Annotated in this window: 23 protein-coding genes; 19 read left to right on the top strand and 4 right to left on the bottom strand. The window is 40.7% G+C overall.

Annotated elements, in window-relative coordinates:
* Window positions 1–82: 82 nt before the first annotated feature.
* Genes M3189_RS10365 through M3189_RS10355 form a run of 3 tightly spaced genes read left to right on the top strand, consistent with a single transcriptional unit; the run spans window position 83 to window position 1,925 of the window.
* Window positions 83–400 (top strand): DUF4870 domain-containing protein, encoded by a 318-nt coding sequence (locus tag M3189_RS10365; protein WP_251633914.1) that lies wholly within the window; start codon window positions 83–85, stop codon window positions 398–400.
* Between the two features lie 34 nt (window positions 401–434).
* Window positions 435–1,550: a DUF4097 family beta strand repeat-containing protein gene (locus M3189_RS10360; RefSeq protein ID WP_251633912.1), complete on the top strand. Its 1,116-nt coding sequence runs from the start codon at window positions 435–437 to the stop codon at window positions 1,548–1,550.
* A gap of 15 nt (window positions 1,551–1,565) precedes the next feature.
* The gene (locus M3189_RS10355) at window positions 1,566–1,925 is read left to right on the top strand and encodes a phage holin family protein (protein ID WP_251633910.1); all 360 of its coding nucleotides are present in this window, start codon (window positions 1,566–1,568) and stop codon (window positions 1,923–1,925) included.
* 29 nt (window positions 1,926–1,954) lie between these two features.
* Here M3189_RS10355 and M3189_RS10350 read toward each other — a convergent pair whose 3' ends face one another.
* The 4 genes from M3189_RS10350 to nagA all read right to left on the bottom strand — a co-directional run bounded on the left by M3189_RS10350 (window position 1,955) and on the right by nagA (window position 5,571).
* Window positions 1,955–2,788: an N-acetylmuramoyl-L-alanine amidase gene (locus M3189_RS10350; RefSeq protein ID WP_251633908.1), complete on the bottom strand. Its 834-nt coding sequence runs from the start codon at window positions 2,786–2,788 to the stop codon at window positions 1,955–1,957.
* Window positions 2,789–2,915: 127 nt separating this feature from the next.
* Window positions 2,916–3,638, bottom strand: a complete 723-nt coding sequence (locus tag M3189_RS10345) for a GntR family transcriptional regulator (RefSeq protein WP_251633906.1) — start codon at window positions 3,636–3,638, stop codon at window positions 2,916–2,918.
* A 24-nt stretch (window positions 3,639–3,662) separates the two neighbouring features.
* Window positions 3,663–4,388, bottom strand: coding sequence for a glucosamine-6-phosphate deaminase (nagB, locus tag M3189_RS10340; protein ID WP_285889549.1), 726 nt, complete (start codon window positions 4,386–4,388; stop codon window positions 3,663–3,665).
* A 4-nt stretch (window positions 4,389–4,392) separates the two neighbouring features.
* The gene (nagA, locus tag M3189_RS10335; RefSeq protein ID WP_251633898.1) at window positions 4,393–5,571 is read right to left on the bottom strand and encodes an N-acetylglucosamine-6-phosphate deacetylase; all 1,179 of its coding nucleotides are present in this window, start codon (window positions 5,569–5,571) and stop codon (window positions 4,393–4,395) included.
* Window positions 5,572–5,835: 264 nt separating this feature from the next.
* Between nagA and hprK the strand changes: the two genes are divergently transcribed.
* The 16 genes from hprK (at window position 5,836) to M3189_RS10255 (ending at window position 19,741) form a co-directional block, all read left to right on the top strand.
* Window positions 5,836–6,768: an HPr(Ser) kinase/phosphatase gene (hprK, locus tag M3189_RS10330; protein WP_251633890.1), complete on the top strand. Its 933-nt coding sequence runs from the start codon at window positions 5,836–5,838 to the stop codon at window positions 6,766–6,768.
* A 20-nt stretch (window positions 6,769–6,788) separates the two neighbouring features.
* On the top strand, window positions 6,789–7,619 hold the full coding sequence (lgt, locus tag M3189_RS10325) for a prolipoprotein diacylglyceryl transferase (RefSeq protein WP_251633888.1): 831 nt from the start codon (window positions 6,789–6,791) through the stop codon (window positions 7,617–7,619).
* 18 nt (window positions 7,620–7,637) lie between these two features.
* Entirely contained in the window at window positions 7,638–8,591 is a 954-nt protein-coding gene (locus M3189_RS10320) for a nucleoside recognition domain-containing protein (RefSeq protein ID WP_251633886.1), read from the top strand.
* Window positions 8,581–9,228 carry a pyrophosphatase PpaX gene (gene ppaX, locus M3189_RS10315; protein WP_251633884.1) on the top strand — a complete coding sequence of 216 codons (648 nt, stop codon included), beginning with the start codon at window positions 8,581–8,583 and terminating at the stop codon, window positions 9,226–9,228. The genes M3189_RS10320 and ppaX overlap by 11 nt, the downstream gene beginning before the upstream one ends.
* Window positions 9,229–9,230: 2 nt before the next feature.
* Window positions 9,231–9,767 (top strand): acyltransferase, encoded by a 537-nt coding sequence (locus M3189_RS10310; protein ID WP_251633882.1) that lies wholly within the window; start codon window positions 9,231–9,233, stop codon window positions 9,765–9,767.
* A 127-nt stretch (window positions 9,768–9,894) separates the two neighbouring features.
* Window positions 9,895–11,058 (top strand): ATP phosphoribosyltransferase regulatory subunit, encoded by a 1,164-nt coding sequence (locus tag M3189_RS10305; RefSeq protein ID WP_251633879.1) that lies wholly within the window; start codon window positions 9,895–9,897, stop codon window positions 11,056–11,058.
* Window position 11,059: 1 nt separating this feature from the next.
* Window positions 11,060–11,698, top strand: coding sequence for an ATP phosphoribosyltransferase (gene hisG / locus M3189_RS10300; RefSeq protein WP_251633877.1), 639 nt, complete (start codon window positions 11,060–11,062; stop codon window positions 11,696–11,698).
* Between the two features lies 1 nt (window position 11,699).
* Window positions 11,700–12,971, top strand: a complete 1,272-nt coding sequence (gene hisD / locus M3189_RS10295) for a histidinol dehydrogenase (protein ID WP_251633875.1) — start codon at window positions 11,700–11,702, stop codon at window positions 12,969–12,971.
* Window positions 12,972–12,993: 22 nt separating this feature from the next.
* Entirely contained in the window at window positions 12,994–13,581 is a 588-nt protein-coding gene (gene hisB, locus M3189_RS10290; RefSeq protein WP_251633874.1) for an imidazoleglycerol-phosphate dehydratase HisB, read from the top strand.
* On the top strand, window positions 13,582–14,208 hold the full coding sequence (hisH, locus tag M3189_RS10285; RefSeq protein WP_251633872.1) for an imidazole glycerol phosphate synthase subunit HisH: 627 nt from the start codon (window positions 13,582–13,584) through the stop codon (window positions 14,206–14,208).
* A complete protein-coding gene (gene hisA, locus M3189_RS10280) occupies window positions 14,205–14,933 on the top strand; it encodes a 1-(5-phosphoribosyl)-5-[(5-phosphoribosylamino)methylideneamino]imidazole-4-carboxamide isomerase (protein WP_251633870.1) in 729 nt (242 codons plus the stop codon). Before hisH ends, hisA begins: the two co-directional genes overlap by 4 nt.
* Window positions 14,930–15,691 (top strand): imidazole glycerol phosphate synthase subunit HisF, encoded by a 762-nt coding sequence (hisF, locus tag M3189_RS10275; RefSeq protein ID WP_251633868.1) that lies wholly within the window; start codon window positions 14,930–14,932, stop codon window positions 15,689–15,691. The genes hisA and hisF overlap by 4 nt, the downstream gene beginning before the upstream one ends.
* The gene (gene hisIE, locus M3189_RS10270; RefSeq protein WP_251633866.1) at window positions 15,688–16,305 is read left to right on the top strand and encodes a bifunctional phosphoribosyl-AMP cyclohydrolase/phosphoribosyl-ATP diphosphatase HisIE; all 618 of its coding nucleotides are present in this window, start codon (window positions 15,688–15,690) and stop codon (window positions 16,303–16,305) included. Before hisF ends, hisIE begins: the two co-directional genes overlap by 4 nt.
* Window positions 16,306–16,471: 166 nt before the next feature.
* Window positions 16,472–17,965 (top strand): tetratricopeptide repeat protein, encoded by a 1,494-nt coding sequence (locus M3189_RS10265; RefSeq protein WP_251633864.1) that lies wholly within the window; start codon window positions 16,472–16,474, stop codon window positions 17,963–17,965.
* A gap of 93 nt (window positions 17,966–18,058) precedes the next feature.
* Window positions 18,059–19,009, top strand: a complete 951-nt coding sequence (gene trxB / locus M3189_RS10260) for a thioredoxin-disulfide reductase (RefSeq protein WP_251633862.1) — start codon at window positions 18,059–18,061, stop codon at window positions 19,007–19,009.
* Between the two features lie 273 nt (window positions 19,010–19,282).
* A complete protein-coding gene (locus M3189_RS10255; protein WP_251633861.1) occupies window positions 19,283–19,741 on the top strand; it encodes an NUDIX hydrolase in 459 nt (152 codons plus the stop codon).
* Window positions 19,742–19,744: the final 3 nt, after the last annotated feature.

The following is a 19,744-nucleotide window of genomic DNA, read 5'->3' as shown; positions in this document are numbered from 1 at the left end:
CGCGTTTTAGCTTTTTTTATAGAGAGAATGAAACTTTCATATTCCCCATACGTAAATATTCAATAAGGGGGAGTGATTACGAATGGATACTCGAAAGGTTCTTTCAGGATTGTGTTACTTTAGTATTTTCTTTGCAGGAATTCTGTTTCCGCTTGTTGTCATGCTTGCTTCTGGAGACGACGTAACGAAAAGTCATGCAAAAAAAGCATTGTTATCGCATTTAATCCCACTTATACCTGTACCGCTGCTTATTTTTGCTATTTTTAGTGATATTAATGTTATAAACAATGATACCATCCCTTTATTCACACTGATTTCGGCCGGTATTTTAGTCCTAGTTAGTCTAATTGTCACCATCTGGAATGTGATAAAAGGCGTAAAAGCTTTAATGATGGAATAGGATTTAATGAATACATTTATTGGAGTGGATAACGATGAAGGAAGAACGGAAAAGAATACTAAAAATGGTTGAAGACGGAAAGCTTAACGTTGATGAGGCCTTAACTTTACTAGAAGAGCTTGAAAAATCTGGGCAAACGATGGATCAAAAGCAGGAACAAATTGCACAAGAAATCTCGACTGCCTTTAAGTTTGAGGAAGCAAAGAAAGAAGAGTCTACACAAGGAAAAGTTCATTCAGCAAAGGATAAAATCTTTGATTTTGTCGATAGTGCCTTGAAAAAAATTAAAGACCTTGACTTTGATTTGAATTTCGGTCAGTCGGTGGAAATCTCACATATCTTTCATCAGGGCGATGTATACTTACGCGATATGGATATTGACCTTGCTAATGGCTCCCTAAAGCTGGTACCTTGGGATCAAAACGATGTTCGGATTGAATGCCAGGCAAAGGTTTATCGTGTAGAGAACTCAGACCAAGCCCGGGAAAACTTTTTGAAAGATGTCCTCTTTGCGATCGATGGACAAAAACTGCGATTTATGACTCAGCAAAAATGGATGAAGGTTGATGCGGTGGTCTATGTTCCACAGGCTGAATATGAACGCGTTCGTGTTAGAATGTTCAATGGTCCTATATCAGGTGAAGAATTAACGATAAGTGATTTGCGTATGAAAACAGCTAATGGGAAAATTGACCTCACCCGTTTAAACGGGAAAAGGGCAGAAATTGAAACAGCCAATGGTCATATTACCCTTCAAACAAGTGTAATTGATGCCCTTGAGGTAGAAACAATTAATGGTGCCATTAAGCTCGATGGGGACTTTAGAAAAGTTGAAACGCAAACATTAAACGGAAATACAACCTATAACCTAACAGGAAATCGATGTGAATTAATTGCGGCTAAAGCGACGACAGGCGGGATCGATTTGTATATTCCTGATGGGGTGGCTTCAAGTGGAGAGTTAATGACAAATCTTGGCGGCTTTAATATTAAGCTTGATGGAATTCAGGTTCTTGAAGAGAAAAGTGAAATGATTCAAAAGATGCTTCGCTTTCAATCGGTTAATCATCCTGACCGAACGTTAAAGATCTTTGTCGATACAAAAACTGGATCGATTACTCTTCACAAATCGGATGAAGCTAACAAATAATAGGAGAATTGATAAATGAAATGGTTGGTTGGAATACTAATAAATGCTGTTTTGTTCATAGCAATTGCCGGCTACTTCTCTGAGAGTTTTATTCTGGAGGGCTTTGCCGCTGCGATTGGCGCAAGCTTCCTCCTTTCTATCATAAATATTATTGTTCGCCCGATTCTAGTAATTTTAACCTTACCTGCTACAATTTTGACATTAGGTCTCTTCTTATTTGTAATTAATGCGATCACTCTTGAGATAACTGATTATTTGATGGGTGACGCATTTGAAATTGCAGGATTTGGAATGGCATTATTAGCCTCGATTATCATGTCAATCGTCACACTGGTCCTAGATAAAACGCTTCTGAAGCCAACAGCAAAAAACTAGCGCATCCATCTTGCGCTAGTTTTTTGCTGTTAATCAGTGAAAATAAACGCTTGGTATCCTTTGGCTTTTAAGCGTGCTACGAGATCCTCTGCATTTTTTCGTTCGGAAAAAGCACCAGCTTGTACTTTGTATAAACCATCAGTAAAGACAAATGCTGCAAATCCATCGGATTTTAGCTTTCTAACGTGCGCATCTGCATTACTCTTTTCGGAAAAAGCACCAGCTTGAACTTTATACAAACCTGATCGAACAGGTGGCTGTGCAGGATTACTTGGTGGGGTAGGTGTAGGAGGTTGTGGTGTTGGTGCTTGAATCTTGGTTAAATTATATTGGGCTGCAAGTGCATTGACAATCGCTTGAGCACATTTTCTTTGGTAATCATCTGTGCGCATTAAAGCTGCTTCATTTCTATTGGTCATAAAGCCACATTCAACAAGAATGGCAGGCATTTTCGTTTCACGAAGAACGTGGAAATTTGCTGTTTTAACGCCGCGACTTTTTAGACCTGTTAACGAGACCATATTGTTTTGAACCTTTTGTGCTAATTGATAGGTCTCCTGATGATTCGTCGTATATACGTAGGTCTCAATTCCATTAGCATCATTCCAGGTTGACCCAAAGGCGTTCGCATGAATGGACACATACGCATCGACATTTAGGCGATTGGCGGCATTAGTCCGCTCCTGCAAAGGAACATCTCGGTCATCTGAGTGGGCGAAATAGACGGTAACATTTTGATAGGAAGCTAACATATCTCTTGCGAAGGCTGCTACCTTTCTGGTGAATTCGTATTCCCGCATACCATCGAATGATCTTTTCCCAGCTGTGTTAAAGCCGTGCCCGGCATCGAGCATGAATTTCATTTTAATCACTCTCCTTATTAATGAATTTTTAGCTCACTATTATCATATGGGTTAAAAGCTAAATGGGACATTGAATAGGAGGATTTTGTGAAAAATAAAGCAATTGACCTATTGGGGTCAATTGCTTTTAGCGTTTCATGGTATGAATAAAGCGATATCGGTCTGCGCGGAATGTGGATTTTACTAATTCAAAGGGTATTCCCTCTTGCAGATATGAAATCCGCTCTATCAAGAGGATGGGGTCCCCGATATTAATTTCCAAAGTTTCGGCGTCAAGGTGATCAGCCGTGGAGGCTTCAATTTCTTGAGTCGCTTCACTTATCGATAAAGCAAGATTTTCCTCAATATATTGGTAAAGGGAAAGGTTGCTGTTTTCCTCTGTCAGTCCAGGAACAATTTTGACTGGGATATAGGCCGTTTCTAGTGCCATTGGGGCACCATCTGCTAAACGAATCCGCTTGATTATATAAACAGAATCTTCTTCTTTTATCCTAAGAGCAAGAGCTGTTTTTTTGTCAGCTATGGTGATTTGAAAGGATAACAAGATGCTGCTGGGGTTCATTCCCCTTGAGAGCATGTCCTCGGTAAAACTCGTCATTCCCTGTAATTCTTGTTCGACCTTTTTCTTCGTAACAAACGTGCCTCTACCTTTATGTCTTTTTAAATAGCCTTCAGAAACCAAATTATTAATGGCCTGTCTCACTGTCATTCGGCTAATTTGGAACATTTCTGCATATTCCCGTTCTGAGGGAATTACACTTTCTTCCACTAAAGCGCCATTCTCAATTTGGTGTTTAATGTACTCTTCTAATTGATGATAAATGGGAACGGGTGAATTTTTGTTTATCATTTAAACACCTCCTTCGAGAAAGTACTAGATATATTTTAATGCATCTTTATCAGCGATGACTGTTACATTTTTATGGTACTTTAGTGCAGAGGCAGGGAATTGCTCGCTTATTTCGCCATTTACAAACTTGTTTAACGCTTCGGCTTTTCTTTCTCCAGAAACCAGCAGGAGAATTTCCTTGCTATCAAGGATGGAGGCGATTCCCATCGTAATCGCATGTGTAGGTACTTTTTCAAGAGAGTTAAAAAACCTTGAGTTCGCTTCCCTTGTGTTTTGAGCTAGAGTCACGATATGAGTCCTGCTACTAAAAGCTGTCCCTGGTTCATTAAAACCAATATGACCATTTTGTCCGATGCCAAGAAGTTGAAGGTCAACTCCTCCAAGATTTTTTATGAGCTGTTCATAACGAAGACATTCCTGTTCTAGAAGGTTTGCAGCTCCATTTGGAATATGTGTATGATTTTCGTTAATATCTAAATGGCAAAATAAATTTTGATTCATGAAATAATGGTAGCTATTTGGGTCCTGTGCAGAAAGTCCGATATATTCATCTAAATTGACGGATTTCGCATTTGTATACGTTGTTCCATTCTCCTTATGATTGTGGATTAAATAATCATAAACACCTTTAGGGGTGCTGCCTGTTGCCAATCCAAGCGTAAGGTTTGGGTTGGAACGTACTCTGTCAACGATGATTTTTCCTGCCTCAAGGCTCATCTCTGCATAATTTTCTGTCCGAACTAGTTTCATGTTATTACCCCTTTTTGTATGCAATTTCTCCACGGCAGATGGTCATTTCTACTTGATATTCCTTTGATAAAATCGTTATATCTGCGTCCTTTCCTGCCGAAATGCTTCCTTTTTTGTCATAGACTTTCAATTGTTTGGCAGGATTCACACTTGCCATTTGAACAGCATCAGATAGTGAAATCTCTGCTGCTTCTAGGATATTTCTTATTGAGTCGTTCATTTTTAAAATACTGCCTGCAAGTGTTCCGTCAGCGAGAAGAGCCTTTCCTTCAGCAACGGATACATCTTGTCCGCCAAGGTCATAAACTCCGTTTTTTAGACATTTTGCCCTCATTGCGTCTGTAATTAAAATCATGCCCTCTGTTCCTTTAGCATTAATGACGAGCTTCATTACTTCAGGACGAACATGAATCCTATCTGCAATTAATTCCACCATTAATTCTTTAAAAAGAAGAGCAGAACCGGCTACCCCAGGTTCACGATGGTGGATTCCTCTCATGCCATTAAACAAATGTGTTACCTGTTTTGCACCTGCCTTAACGGCCATTTCCATTTCTTCGTAAATTGCGTCAGAGTGGCCGATCGAAGCAATTACATCATTTTCATGTAGGTAGGCAACAAAGTTTGTCCCGTTTTCAAGTTCAGGTGCTACGGTTACTAATTTAATACAACCCTCTGCAAGTTGTTGCCAATGCTTAAATAATTCAATATCAGGATCGATAATATATTCCTTCGGCTGTGCGCCAGCTCGTTTAGTATTGATAAATGGTCCTTCTAAATGAACGCCGAGGATCTCTGATTTACCACAGTCATTGTGTTCTTTTAGGTAATGTGCTGCATTTTTTAGGGCATTTTCGATATTTTCATGTTTCTGGGTTATAGTAGTGGCTAAAAAACTTGTCGTTCCTTCAGCCGGAAGAGCTTTCGCCATTGTTTCTAGCGCTTCTATCGTCGCATCCATGGTATCTGCCCCTGCAGCTCCATGAATGTGGACATCAATAAAACCTGGAACAACATGTTGTTCTTCAGAGATTTCTATACTTTCAATATCCTTTAAATGGAAAGGAAGTGCATCAAGAGGACCAAGCTCTTTAATTTTTCCGTGTTCAATATAAATATAGATAGATTCTGCTACTTCATTTTCTAAGACTGCCTTGCCGTGAACCAGTAAAAGTAGGCTCAAAATCTTCATCTCCATTTCAAAAATAGTATCTTTATGAATTTATTATAGCTTCAAGTGGAATAGTTGTCTATACCAGTTGTAGAATTCATTCTTTATTATTTTTCCATAAAATGAAGATTGTATTAAAAACTTTATAACTTCCATTTGGTTATGAAAATTAATTAAATAGTGCTAAAATAAGAAGAAAATTAAATAGTAGGTTAGAACTGTTTAGCAGCAGCGCTAAAGTGCAATTCTGCTTTTCGAAAATAAGGAGGAAGACTTTTGCCAAAGGTACGCACAAAGGATATTCATGAAAGATTTCATTTGGAATTAGTTAGCGGGGAAGAGGGAATTAATCGTCCAATCACTACAAGTGATATTTCCAGACCGGGGATTGAATTGGCTGGATATTTTGAGTATTATCCTGCTGAACGAATCCAACTATTAGGAAAAACAGAGCTATCCTTTTTTGAGAAATTATCAAAGGATGAACGAACCATAAGAATGGAACGGTTATGCACAGACATTACACCTGCCATTATTGTTACAAGAGGACTAGATGTTCCACAGGAGCTTATTGAAGCCTCTGAACGTGAATCCGTTCCACTGCTGCAATCGAACATGAAAACAACACGTTTTTCAAGCCGATTAACTAACTTCTTAGAGAGTAAGCTTGCACCTACCACTGCCGTACATGGTGTGTTAGTCGATATCTATGGAATTGGTGTATTAATTACCGGAAAAAGCGGTGTTGGTAAAAGTGAAACAGCATTAGAGCTTGTTAAACGCGGGCACAGACTTATAGCAGATGACTGTGTAGAGATTCGCCAGGAAGATCAAGATACACTTGTTGGAACCTCTCCAGACCTTATTGAACATTTACTAGAAATTCGCGGACTAGGCATTATCAATGTCATGACTCTTTTTGGAGCTGGAGCCGTTCGCAGCAATAAACGAATTACGCTGGTTATAAACCTGGAAATTTGGGATGCTGCTAAGCAATATGACCGTCTTGGTTTAGATGATGAAAAAATGAAAATCATTGATACGGAGATTACAAAAATCACCGTTCCGGTCCGTCCTGGACGAAACCTGGCTGTTATTATTGAAGTAGCCGCAATGAATTTCCGACTAAAAAGAATGGGCGTCAATGCTGCACAACAATTTACAGAACGCCTATCTGATGTTATTGAGGATGGAGAAAACGAGGATTAATTTACTAAAGGAGAAATGGTATGAATTCAACTATACAACCGCTTGATCCCATTGCATTTTCCTTAGGACCGATTTCAGTACATTGGTACGGTCTTATTATTGGTTCCGGTTTAGCATTGGCACTTTTTCTAGCGATTAGAGAGGGTGAAAAAAGGGGATTACCCAAGGATACCTTTGCAGACCTAATGCTATGGGCAATCCCCATTGCTATACTTTCAGCGAGATTATATTACGTGATTTTTGAATGGGGCTATTATTCACAGCATCCAGGTCAAATCATTCAGATTTGGAATGGCGGCATTGCAATCCATGGAGCTCTAATTGGTTCTGTTGTCACAACCTATGTTTTTGCTAAAAAGCGCGGGATATCGTTTTGGAAAATTGCCGATATTGCTGCACCGAGTATTATTTTAGGGCAAGCCATCGGTCGCTGGGGAAATTTTATGAATCAGGAAGCACACGGAGGCGAAGTCACTAGAACTTTCCTCGAAAACCTCCAGCTGCCTGAATTTATCATTAATCAAATGTATATTAATGGTTCCTACTATCATCCGACCTTCTTATATGAGTCCATTTGGAATATCGTCGGATTTGCTCTATTAATTATGCTTAGACGTGTGAACCTTCGTCGCGGGGAGCTATTCCTATCTTACGTGATTTGGTATTCGGTTGGTCGTTTTTTCATAGAAGGCTTACGAACAGATAGTTTAATGCTGGGCGGCCTAAGGATGGCACAATCCATCTCAATTGCTTTAATTATAGGTGCTGTGTTAATCCTGATTTACCGTCGAAAGAAGAATCTAGCGAATGACAGATACTTAGATAAAAACAATCAAGCGTTAACGAACTAAGAAGGAGAAATCGGAGAAATGATTAACTCGATTAAAAAGGGTACTCAGGTGGGGATTAAAACAACATGGACCTTGGGGAAAATTATTTTTCCAGTAACCCTAATTGTGGCATTGCTGCAGTATACCCCTGTCTTACCGTGGGTCATAGAGTCGATTGCACCAATGATGAACTTGCTTGGCTTGTCAGGTGATGCTGCCATTCCACTCGTCTTGGGGAACTTCCTCAATTTATATGCGGCGATAGGCGCTATCCTAACCCTTGATTTTACGGTAAAAGAAGTATTTATTTTAGCTGTTATGCTCTCATTTTCTCATAATTTAATTGTCGAATCGGGCGTTGCGATGAAAGTAGGCGTAAAGCTTTGGCTTGTACTGGTTACTAGACTGGGACTAGCGTTTATATCTGCGATTGTTATCAATTTAGTTTGGCAGGGGGGCAGTGAGACTGCCCAATATGGCCTGATTCAAGCACAAAGTGATGAACAAGTTTCGGGAATTGGTTCCATTTTACTCGCAGCGGTTGAAAAAGCAGGACTAGGAATCCTCCAGTTAGCGATGATTGTCATTCCGTTGATGATTGTTATTCAAATTTTAAAAGACCTGCAGTATCTAAAGAAGTTTTCAAATGGGATGTCACCTGTCACTAGGAGTTTAGGGATGAATGAAAATACTTCTACGACAATGGCAGCTGGTTTGTTATTTGGGCTCGCCTATGGTGCAGGGGTTGTAATTCAGGCAGTGAAGGAAGATGGAGTGAGTAAAAAAGATTTAACGCTCGCTTTTATTTTTCTAATGGCCTGCCATGCAGTTGTGGAAGATACACTTATCTTTATCCCTCTGGGTATCCCGGTATGGCCGCTCTTTTTAATTCGGATTGGTGTGGCTATTGCACTGACATTGATTGTCGGGTTTATTTGGAAACGGTCAGGCATCTTGAGTAGAAAGGAAGTAAAACCAACCTATGAAAAGTAAAATAAATACGATTCTATTTGATTTAGATGGAACGTTAATCGATACAAATGAGCTAATTATTTCTACTTATTTACACACACTTGAAAAATACTTTCCAGGCAAATATTCACGAGAAGATGTTCTGCCATTTCTAGGCCCTACTCTTCATGAAGTTTTTGGGAAAATGGACCCAAATCGAGTGGAGGAAATGATTACAGATTATCGTACCTATAATATTGCCAATCACGATGCGCTGGTAAAAGAATTTGTCGGTGTTATGGAAACCATAGAGACATTAAAAGAGAAGGGGTATAAGCTTGCAATCGTGACAACGAAGCGTGAGGATGTTGCTTTTAAAGGACTACGTTTGATGAAACTGGATCCGTTCTTTGATGTTATGATTGCGTACGATCATGTGAAAAAAGTGAAACCAGATCCCGAACCGATATTCTTAGCACTTGAAAAATTAGGTTCAAAGCCTGAGGAAACCTTAATGGTAGGCGATAATTTTCATGATGTGCTTGCCGGAAAAAACGCTGGTACGAAAACAGCTGGTGTCGCTTGGTCCATAAAAGGCAGAGAGTATCTGGCAAAATATGAACCTGATTTCATGCTAGAAAACATGACGGATTTATTAAGTATTCTCGGAGAAGAATAAGAATGAGGAAGACCACCCGCTACCCTGTTGAGGGGGCAAACTCTCTTTGGCATGTATACAAAACGGTTCCCTTTTGGAAGGTTGTAAAAAACTTTATTGTGATTCAACTGGCCCGATACACCCCGTTTCTTGGAATGAAGAATTGGCTTTATCGTACATTCTTAGGACTGAAGGTCGGTGAGCAAACCTCCTTTGCCTTAATGGTCATGCTTGATGTAATGTTTCCTGAGAAAATCAGCGTCGGACGCAACACGGTGATTGGATACAATACGACCATCCTTGCCCACGAATATTTGATAAAGGAATACCGCCTTGGACCTGTTGAAATTGGCAGTGAAGTCATGATTGGAGCCAATTCAACCATCCTTCCCGGGATAAGTATTGGTGACGGAGCCATCGTTTCCGCTGGAACACTCGTTCATAAAGATGTACCAGCAGGTGCATTCGTCGGCGGCAACCCAATGCGGATCATTTATTCAAAAGAAGAAATGGAAAAACGCTGGGCTGAAGACCCGATATATGGGAAAAATAACGAATAACTAAAGCTGGGTTTCTGAACCTGGCTTTTTTTATAATAAAGGTTGACGGAATTTTCCCAAAAAGGTAAACTTTAATTTATTAGCACATTAGCGAACTAAAGGATTATGAAAATAAAGGATGATTTGGATGAGCCGTTTATTTATGTTTGAAAAGCCTTTAGGCATGAGAGATACGCTTCCAGAATTATATGAAAAGAAGCAGCGTGTTCGGTCCTTGATGGAAGACGCAATCAAGCAGTGGGGATATCAATTTATTGAAACACCTACCTTAGAATATTATGAAACCGTTGGAACCGCCTCGGCTATACTTGATGCGGAGCTGTTTAAATTACTTGATAAAGATGGGCACACACTCGTGCTCAGGCCAGATATGACGGCACCGATTGCCAGGGTGGCAGCTTCGCGCCTTTTAGAAAATGATCTCCCGCTGAGACTTGCCTATGCGGGGAAGGTATACCGCGCACAGCAGAGGGAGGGCGGCAGACCAGCTGAATTTGAGCAAATCGGTGTGGAATATATTAACGATGACACTGTTTCAAGCGACGGAGAGGCAATCGCACTGCTTGTATCTTCTCTAAAAAAAGCAGGGCTGAGTCAATTTCAAGTATCCGTAGGACATATTGGTTTTGCCCAAGAATTATTCATGCAAATTTTAGGAACCAATGGACGTGCCACCGCATTAAGACGGTTTTTATATGAAAAGAATTTTGTTGGTTACCGTGAGCAAGTAAACTCTTATACTCTATCCTCGATTGATAAACAGAGGCTGCTTCAGCTTCTAGAATTAAGGGGCGGCTCTGAAGTCATTGGTCAAGCGCTCGATATCATCGAAGACGGCTATGGAAAAGAATCGCTTTTACAATTGAAGGAATTGTGGGAGGTCATTACGGACTACGGTTTAAAGGACTATGTGAAATTTGATTTTACCATTGTCAGCCATATGAGTTATTATTCCGGAATTTTATTTGAGGCCTATGCTGGAAATGTCGGTTTTCCAATTGGAAATGGCGGACGTTACGGATTAATTGAGAAGTTTGGTAAAAAAGCAAGTGCCACTGGTTTTGCCGTTCGGCTCGATAAACTTCTTGAAGCGATGGGTCCGCAAGAGCTCACGAGTAAAGTGGAGTGTATTTTTTTCAGCCAGGAAAGACGAAAGGAAGCCTTTCAATTGGCTGAAACCATGAAGGCAGAAGGAAAGAAAATCGTCCTGCAAGACATTAATGGTGTAAAGAATCTCGATGCTTTTACAAAGAAGTTTGCCATTACCACCTTTTTAATTGGGGGGGCTTAAGATGAATACGAAATTAACGATTGCAATGCCTAAAGGGAGGATTTTTGAAGAAGCGTTAGACTTACTCCGGAAAGCAGGCTACAACCTGCCGCCAGAGTTCGATGATTCCCGAAAATTAATTCTAGATGTTGAAGCTGAGAATATGCGCTTTATTCTGGCAAAGCCTATGGATGTAGCTACCTATGTCGAGCATGGGGTTGCAGATGTTGGAATCGCAGGTAAGGATGTTTTGCTTGAAGAAGAACGAGATGTTTACGAACTGCTGGATTTACGAATAAGCGCCTGTTATCTGGCTGTTGCCGGCCTGCCAGGGACAGCGATGAATGATGTTGCACCAAAAGTGGCAACGAAATATCCGAATGTGGCGGCCGCTTATTTTCGTGAGCAGGGTGAACAGGTAGAAGTCATTAAATTAAATGGTTCAATCGAGCTTGCGCCCTTAATCGGATTAGCGGATCGAATTGTTGATATTGTTTCAACAGGCAGGACACTTGTCGAAAATGGCCTCGTGGAATTTGAAAGAATTAAAGATGTGACATCTAGGCTCATTGTCAACCCTGTAAGCTATCGAATCAAAGATGAACGAATTAACGAATTAGTTACAAGGCTAAGCAGCGTTGTCTCCTTGGAGGTAAACTAGGATGAAAATAGTGAATGTAAATGACCTTGTTTCCATTAAACGGTCCATTGAGTCGGGAACAACGGAGCAGGTAGCTGTAGTGAAAAAAATCATTTCGGACATTCGTTCTACCGGTGATGAAGCATTACGGTTTTACACAGAAAAATTTGACCGGGTCAGATTAGAATCCTTTATTGTTACTGAAAATGAAATAAATGAGGCATATGGTCAAGTAGATTCTGATTTTATTTCGATTGTAAGAGAGGCTGCTAAAAATATTAGAAGCTTCCATGAAAAACAATTGCGTCCTTCATGGATGACGACTGAAGAAAACGGCAGTATACTTGGCCAAAAAATCACCCCTCTTGACTCTGTTGGAGTATACGTACCAGGGGGAACGGCGGCCTATCCTTCCTCTGTCCTTATGAATGTCATTCCTGCAAAAGTAGCAGGAGTGAAGAGAATCGTGATGGTCTCACCTCCTGAGCGCGAAGGGAAACTTCCAGCAGCTGTGCTCGTTGCAGCGAAGGAAGCGGGAGTGGAAGAAATTTATAAAGTCGGCGGGGCTCAGGCCATTGGTGCATTAGCGTATGGAACTGAATCAATTCCCCCTGTTGATAAAATTACAGGACCAGGTAATATCTACGTTGCGTTGGCGAAGCGCGAGGTTTTCGGTGATGTTGATATCGATATGATCGCAGGTCCAAGTGAAATAGCGATTATCGCTGATGATTCTGCACGGGCGGATGAAGTGGCTGCTGATTTGTTATCTCAGGCAGAACATGACCCACGTGCATGCAGCGTCCTTGTTACTCCTTCTATGGTTTTAGCAGAGGCAGTGGCAGTCGAGGTGGAAAAACAACTGGCTTTACTGCCGCGTAAGGACATAGCCTCGAAGTCGATTGCGGATTTTGGTGTCATCTATGTGACTTCATCGATTGAGGAAGCCGTTGAAACGGTGAATCAGCTAGCACCAGAACATCTTGAAATCCTGACCGAAAATGGAATGGAGCTGCTTGGGAAAATTCGACATGCAGGTGCTATTTTTATTGGCCGCTATAGTTCAGAACCAGTAGGTGACTATTTTGCAGGACCAAACCATGTACTGCCAACCAATGGGACAGCTAGATTTTCAAGTCCGTTGAATGTGGATGATTTTCAAAAGAAATCAAGTGTCATTATATATAGTGAAAAAGCGTTAAGAGATAATGGAGAGAAAATCGCAAAATTTGCGCGCATGGAAGGTCTTGAGGCCCATGCACGTGCAGTAGAGTTGAGACTTAAAAATCAATAATTATTTGCTAGGGGGCCCTTCCATGGAAAGATACGCAAGCGTTGAACGAATTACAAATGAAACCCAAATCAGCTTATCATTAAACATTGATGGCGAAGGAAAATCCGAACTGGAAACAGGAGTTCCATTCTTTAGCCATATGCTTGATTTATTCACGAAACACGGACAATTTAACCTTTCTGTTGACGCAAAAGGTGACATAGAAGTAGATGATCATCATACAACAGAGGATATTGGCATTTGTATTGGACAGGCATTACGCGAAGCTCTTGGTGACAAAAGGGGAATTAAACGTTATGGAAATGCCTTCGTCCCAATGGATGAAGCATTAGCCCAGGTTGTGGTTGATCTTAGTAACCGCCCGCACCTTGAAATGCGAGCGGAGTTTCCTAGTTCAAAGGTTGGTACATTTGACACGGAACTCGTTCATGAATTTTTATGGAAGCTTGCTCTTGAGGCGAGGATGAACCTTCATGTAATTGTGCATTACGGACACAATACTCACCATATGATTGAGGCTGTTTTTAAAGCCCTTGGCCGGGCACTTGACGAAGCAACAACCATTGACCCTCGCATCAAAGGAGTTCCGTCGACGAAAGGGATGTTATAAATGATAGGAATTGTCGATTATGGCATGGGCAATCTCTTTAGTGTCAGTAAGGCACTTGAGCGATTGAATGCCGATTATTTTATATCAGGAGACAATGAGGAGCTACTAGGTGCTGATGCGTTATTGCTCCCTGGTGTTGGTTCATTCCGAGATGCAATGGAAGTTTTGCAGGTAGAAACCATTAAGAAGTTTGCTGCCACAGGGAAACCTTTACTTGGAATTTGCCTTGGCATGCAGCTTTTGTTTGAGGATAGCGATGAGAATGGTTTGACGGAAGGGCTTGGGTTATTGCCTGGAAGTGTACGCCGTTTTTCTGGCAAAACCCCGGCGGGTGAAACATACAAGGTCCCGCATATGGGCTGGAACAAACTTGAATTCGTTCAATCTTCTCCACTTTTGAAGGGTTTAGAAGAGGATTATGTATATTTTGTTCATTCGTACTATGTAAGTGCAGAAAATTCAGAGGTGCTGCTGGCAAAAGCTAATTACCATGAAGAAGTATCTGCAGTTGTTGGTAAGGATAATATATTCGGAATGCAATTTCATCCTGAAAAAAGCAGTAAGCTTGGAATGGCCCTGCTGAATAACTTTTTGAAATTAGTTGAAGAAAGGAAGGCGGTACGATGACACTCACGATTTATCCAGCGATTGATATGCGCGGCGGGAATTGCGTGCGCCTTCTCCAAGGTGATTATGATAAGGAAACGATTTATGGCGATTCACCTTTTGATATGGCTCGGACGTTTGCAGCAGATGGTGCAGATTGGATACATATGGTTGACCTCGACGGAGCAAAGGATGGCAAACGGATTAATGATCGCTTCGTCATTGAAGCAGCCCAGCAGTTAAAGGTAAAAGTCCAAATTGGCGGGGGGATACGCTCTGAAGAAGACATCCTTCATTATTTAGAAAATGGCATCACTCGTGTTATCATTGGGAGTATTGCTGTTTCTAATCCTGAATTTGCGATTGAGATGATTAAGAAGTACGGTGAACAGATTGTTGTTGGTATCGATGCTAAGAATGGTTATGTGGCAACACACGGATGGCTGACTACTTCGGAAGTAAAAGCCATAGACCTAAGTAAACGCTTTGCTGATGCGGGTGCGGGGACATTTATTTTTACAGACATTGCAACGGATGGTACGCTTTCGGGCCCTAATATTACTGCTGTTTGTGAAATGGCAGAGGTTACTGGAAAAACAGTGATAGCCTCTGGCGGCGTGAGCAGTTTAGCTGATTTGAGTGCTCTTCATGCGGAGGGTGTGAAAGGGGCAATTGTTGGGAAGGCCCTTTATGAAAACCGATTCACATTAAAGGAAGCACTTGCAATTGGCGGGGTGAGAAAATGACATTAACTAAACGAATCATTCCTTGCCTTGATGTAAAAGAAGGAAGAGTTGTCAAGGGTATTCAATTTGTTCAGCTTCGGGATGCTGGCGATCCTGTTGAATTAGCAAGATTTTATGATGAGCAAGGAGCAGATGAGCTTGTTTTCCTTGATATATCAGCTTCTGTAGAAGGACGAAAAACCATGGTCGAAGTAGTTAAGTCTGTTGCTTCTGAGCTTGCGATTCCTTTTACAGTGGGCGGCGGAATTAATTCTTTAGAGGACATGAAAAGGATTCTCCGTGCGGGTGCTGATAAGGTGTCATTAAATACGGCCGCTGTATTGAATCCTGAATTAATTTCTGAAGGAGCTGGCTTCTTTGGAACACAATGTATTGTGGTTGCTATTGACGCAAAGTATGATGAAGAGCTCGGAACATGGCGTGTGTATACACATGGAGGCCGTAAACCAACGGACCGTAGAGTAATTGAATGGGCAAAAGAAGCGGCTAAACTAGGTGCGGGTGAAATATTACTGACTAGTATGGATTGCGATGGTGAGAAAAATGGCTTTGATCTCAAGCTGACAAAGGCAGTGAGTGAAGCTGTGACGATTCCGGTGATTGCTTCTGGCGGTGCTGGAAACGCCAGACATTTTGAAGAGGCTTTTGTAAAAGGGAAAGCAGACGCAGCCCTTGCTGCTTCGATTTTTCATTATAAAGAAACCTCAGTTCATGAAGTGAAAAGCTATTTGCTAGAGAAGGGAGTGAGTGTCAGGTGAATATTCGTTTTGATGAAAAAGGATTGGTACCTGCCATCGTACAGGATGCCGATACGAAAGAAGTATTAACATTAGCTTATATGAATCAGGAATCACTTACAAAAACACTAGAAACAGGGGAAACATGGTTCTTCAGCCGCTCTCGTCAAGAGCTTTGGCATAAAGGAGCGACAAGCGGGAATACGCAGTCTGTCGTAAGTGTGAAATACGACTGCGACCAAGATACTGTTCTTGTACTTGTAGAGCCAAAAGGTCCTGCCTGTCATACAGGAGCTGTTAGCTGTTTTACTGAAGGCGTTGTTTCGGAAAGGGCGTCTTCCAGCCTAGCGGACTATCAAATCTTACAATCTTTAGAGAGACTGATTATCGAACGAGAAAAAGAGCGTCCAGAAGGGGCATATACCACATACCTTTTCGAAAAAGGTGTCGATAAAATCTTGAAAAAGGTCGGAGAAGAAGCCTCCGAAGTCATCATCGCAGCCAAAAACCGCGACAAAGAAGAACTAAAATGGGAAGCCGCCGACCTTCTCTACCACCTGCAAGTACTATTAGTAGAACAGGAACTGCCGTTTACAGAAGTATTGAAGACGCTAGAGGAAAGACATAAGCGATAACAATGGTGACAGGCACCAAATATACAAAAACACGCTGTTATGCAGCGTGTTTTTGTATATTTGGAGAATCTTCCAATATGCTCCAAACAATTCAATCCCTTCTCGTACGGGCTTTGGTTGTGGTATACTACATAAGTTAGTTTATTGTGTATAGATGGAGGTCTCCATGGTTAAAGACTCGAAAGCAAGAATTCAAAAGGGAAAGATTCTGTCATTTGTTCCGAATGGGGAATATTATTTCACGAAGGGTATTAAAGCATACCATCGCCGTGATTTTAAAAAAGCAAAGAAATATCTTCAACGGGCGATGCAGCTGGAGCCGGGTGAACCGATGATAACCTGTCAGCTTGCCATAGTATCAACCGAACTTGGTGAGTTTGAAAATTCTAATCGACTCTTGCATTTAATCCTTGAAGATCTTGATGAAGAAATGGCTGAATGTCACTATTTTTTAGCAAATAATTATGCCCATATAGGTTTCTTTAAAGATGCGTATCACCATGCCAATATGTATTTGGAATTAGACCCAAATGGTGATTTTAGTGAAGATACAGAAGACCTTCTCGAGCTCCTATCATTTGAGGCGGAGGGCTTAGAAGATGAACTTTATGAACAAGACGATCTGATTATTAAGCAGGAGCAGGCCCGTGATTTACTGGAGTCTGGATATTTTCCGAAAGCGATTGAGCTCTTAAAGGATGTCGTTGAAGCATACCCAGAATATTGGTCTGCCTATAACAACTTAGCTCTCGCCTATTTTTATTTAGGGAAAACCAAAAAAGCAGAATCTATTCTCGACGATGTATTGGAAAGAAATCCAGGAAATCTGCATGCCTTGTGCAATCGACTTGTTTTTGCCCATTATCAAGGAAAGACAAAAGCTGTCACACGCTTAATGGATTCCTTAAGGAAAATTCAGCCGATGATGATTGACCATCAATTTAAATTGGGGGCAACCTTTGCCTTAATTGGTGAATATGAGTCTGCGTATTTTTGGCTAAAAAAGCTATATAAAAACGGTTTTGAAGGTGACGGTCCTTTTTATTATTGGCTTTCGTATTCCGCTTATTATACAAATCACGAGAATTTCGCACGAAGTATTTGGAAAGTAGCTCTTGAACATAACCCTGATAAAGAAGGATTCGAGCCTTGGAATGTGGAAAGACCGGTTGCGAATGGCTTTGAGGATCATGCTGGGTCTATTTTTCAAAAATTAGAAAGTGATTATATTGAAGAACGTTTATTTGCTATATTTTTAGCTTCGGTATCAGGAAAAACAGAAGAAATCTTCACTTCTAAACGTTTTTACCAAAATCAGAAGCTTACCATTATGGAAAAAAATTATGTTTCTTTGGTAAGGTCAGGAACGCCTTCCTTCATAAAGGACGCACAGGAAATTGCTGAGGTCCTGTATGAAAAACATCAGCCAATCGGAACCATTGAGTCAGGATTATATTTAATGTGGTTTTCTGTGTTTGTAGAAATTACCAAGTCACAGATTAACTTGAATAACAAACGTGCATGGGCCGGAGCAATGGAATATGTCTGGTATAAGAAAAGCAATGAAAAGGTGTCACAGCAAGAAATTGCCAAACGCTATGATATCTCACCTGCAACCATTGGGAAATATGTTAAGATCGTGACTCAACACCTGAATTAAGCAGATTAATGGACTTCAATCCAATTGTTTTATACGATTAAGTAGGTAATACTATACTTAATCGTATTTTTTTATATATGGAGGTTGAACCTGATGTCTGAGGAAAAAATTTATGATGTGATTATTGCTGGTGCTGGTCCTGCTGGGATGACAGCTGCTGTTTATACATCTCGTGCAAATCTTTCTACACTTATGATTGAACGCGGTATGCCAGGTGGTCAAATGGCCAACACAGAGGATGTTGAAAACTATCCGGGTTTTGAAAGTATCCTGGGACCAGACTTGTCCACAAAAATGTTTGAGCATGCAAAAAAGTTTGGTGCAGAATATGCTTATGGCGATATTAAAGAAATTATCGACAATGGTGACACCAAAACGGTTGTTGCAGGTTCAAAGCAATATAAAGCTTATTCTGTAATTATTTCAGCTGGTGCTGAATACAAAAAGGTAGGAGTTCCAGGGGAGAAGGAGCTAAGCGGACGCGGTGTATCCTATTGTGCGGTTTGTGACGGAGCCTTTTTTAAGCAAAAAGAATTGTATGTCATCGGTGGAGGGGACTCAGCTGTTGAAGAAGGTGTTTATTTAACACGATTCGCTTCTAAAGTAACGATTGTCCATCGACGTGACGAACTCCGTGCTCAAAAGATTCTTCAAGACCGTGCCTTTGCAAATGAAAAAATTGATTTCATTTGGAATCATACCATTAAGTCGATTAATGATAAGGATGGAAAAGTGGGCAGTGTAACCCTTGTTTCCACTCAAAATGGTGAGGAGCAGGAGCTTCCTGCAGATGGTGTGTTTATTTATATCGGAATGATCCCTCTTTCAAAACCATTTTCGAACCTTGGTATCACCAATGAAAATGGCTATATCGAAACAAATGAACGTATGGAAACAAAAGTAGCTGGGATTTTTGCGGCAGGAGATATCCGTGAGAAAACACTAAGACAAATTGTTACTGCAACGGGTGATGGCAGTATTGCCGCACAAAGTGCCCAGCACTTTGTAGAAGAACTCAAAGAAGAGTTGAAAATAAAGCAGTAATTTACAATTCTTTATAAAACGTAATCCTGTTTTAATTCTGTTGTAACAATGGTGAAATATTAATAAGGTAGAATGTAAGTAAGAATTGACCCCCTTTAAAATATTCACTTGGTGCACAGGCTTTTAAAGCCTGTGCTATTTTTTTACATATTTTTAACAAAATTAAGAAATCTGATTTCATTGTGACCGCTTACCAAAAGGAGTATAATAAGAGGAATAAATATGCGCATTTTACAATATTACTGAGCATGTACTATATAAAGGGTGAGTGTTGTGCAGCGAGTCACCAATTGTGTGTTAATTAGAGATAATCAAGTATTGATGTTGAAAAAACCGCGCCGAGGCTGGTGGGTGGCACCAGGCGGCAAAATGGAACCTGGTGAATCTGTTCGTGACTCCTGTATTCGTGAGTACCGGGAGGAAACTGGAATCTACTTAAAAAATCCCCAATTGAAGGGTATTTTTACGTTCATAATGAAAGAAAATGATCAAGTGCTATCTGAATGGATGATGTTTACTTTTTTTGCAACCGATTCTGATGGAATGCAGGTGGATGAGTCAGAGGAAGGGAAGCTTGAATGGCAGCAGCTTGATCAACTAAAAAACCTGCCAATGGCGGCAGGAGACTATCACATTATCGATTACATGATTCATGGGAATGGAATTATTTACGGTACTTTTACTTATACAAAAGATTTTCAACTAATCAGCTATCGATTAGATCCAAGTTAAGCT

Source organism: Neobacillus niacini, from assembly GCF_023715415.1.
Taxonomy (GTDB): Bacteria; Bacillota; Bacilli; order Bacillales; family Cytobacillaceae; genus Neobacillus; species Neobacillus niacini_C.
The sequence above is the reverse complement of the archived record's forward strand: the minus strand, read 5'-3'. Positions and strand labels throughout refer to the sequence as shown.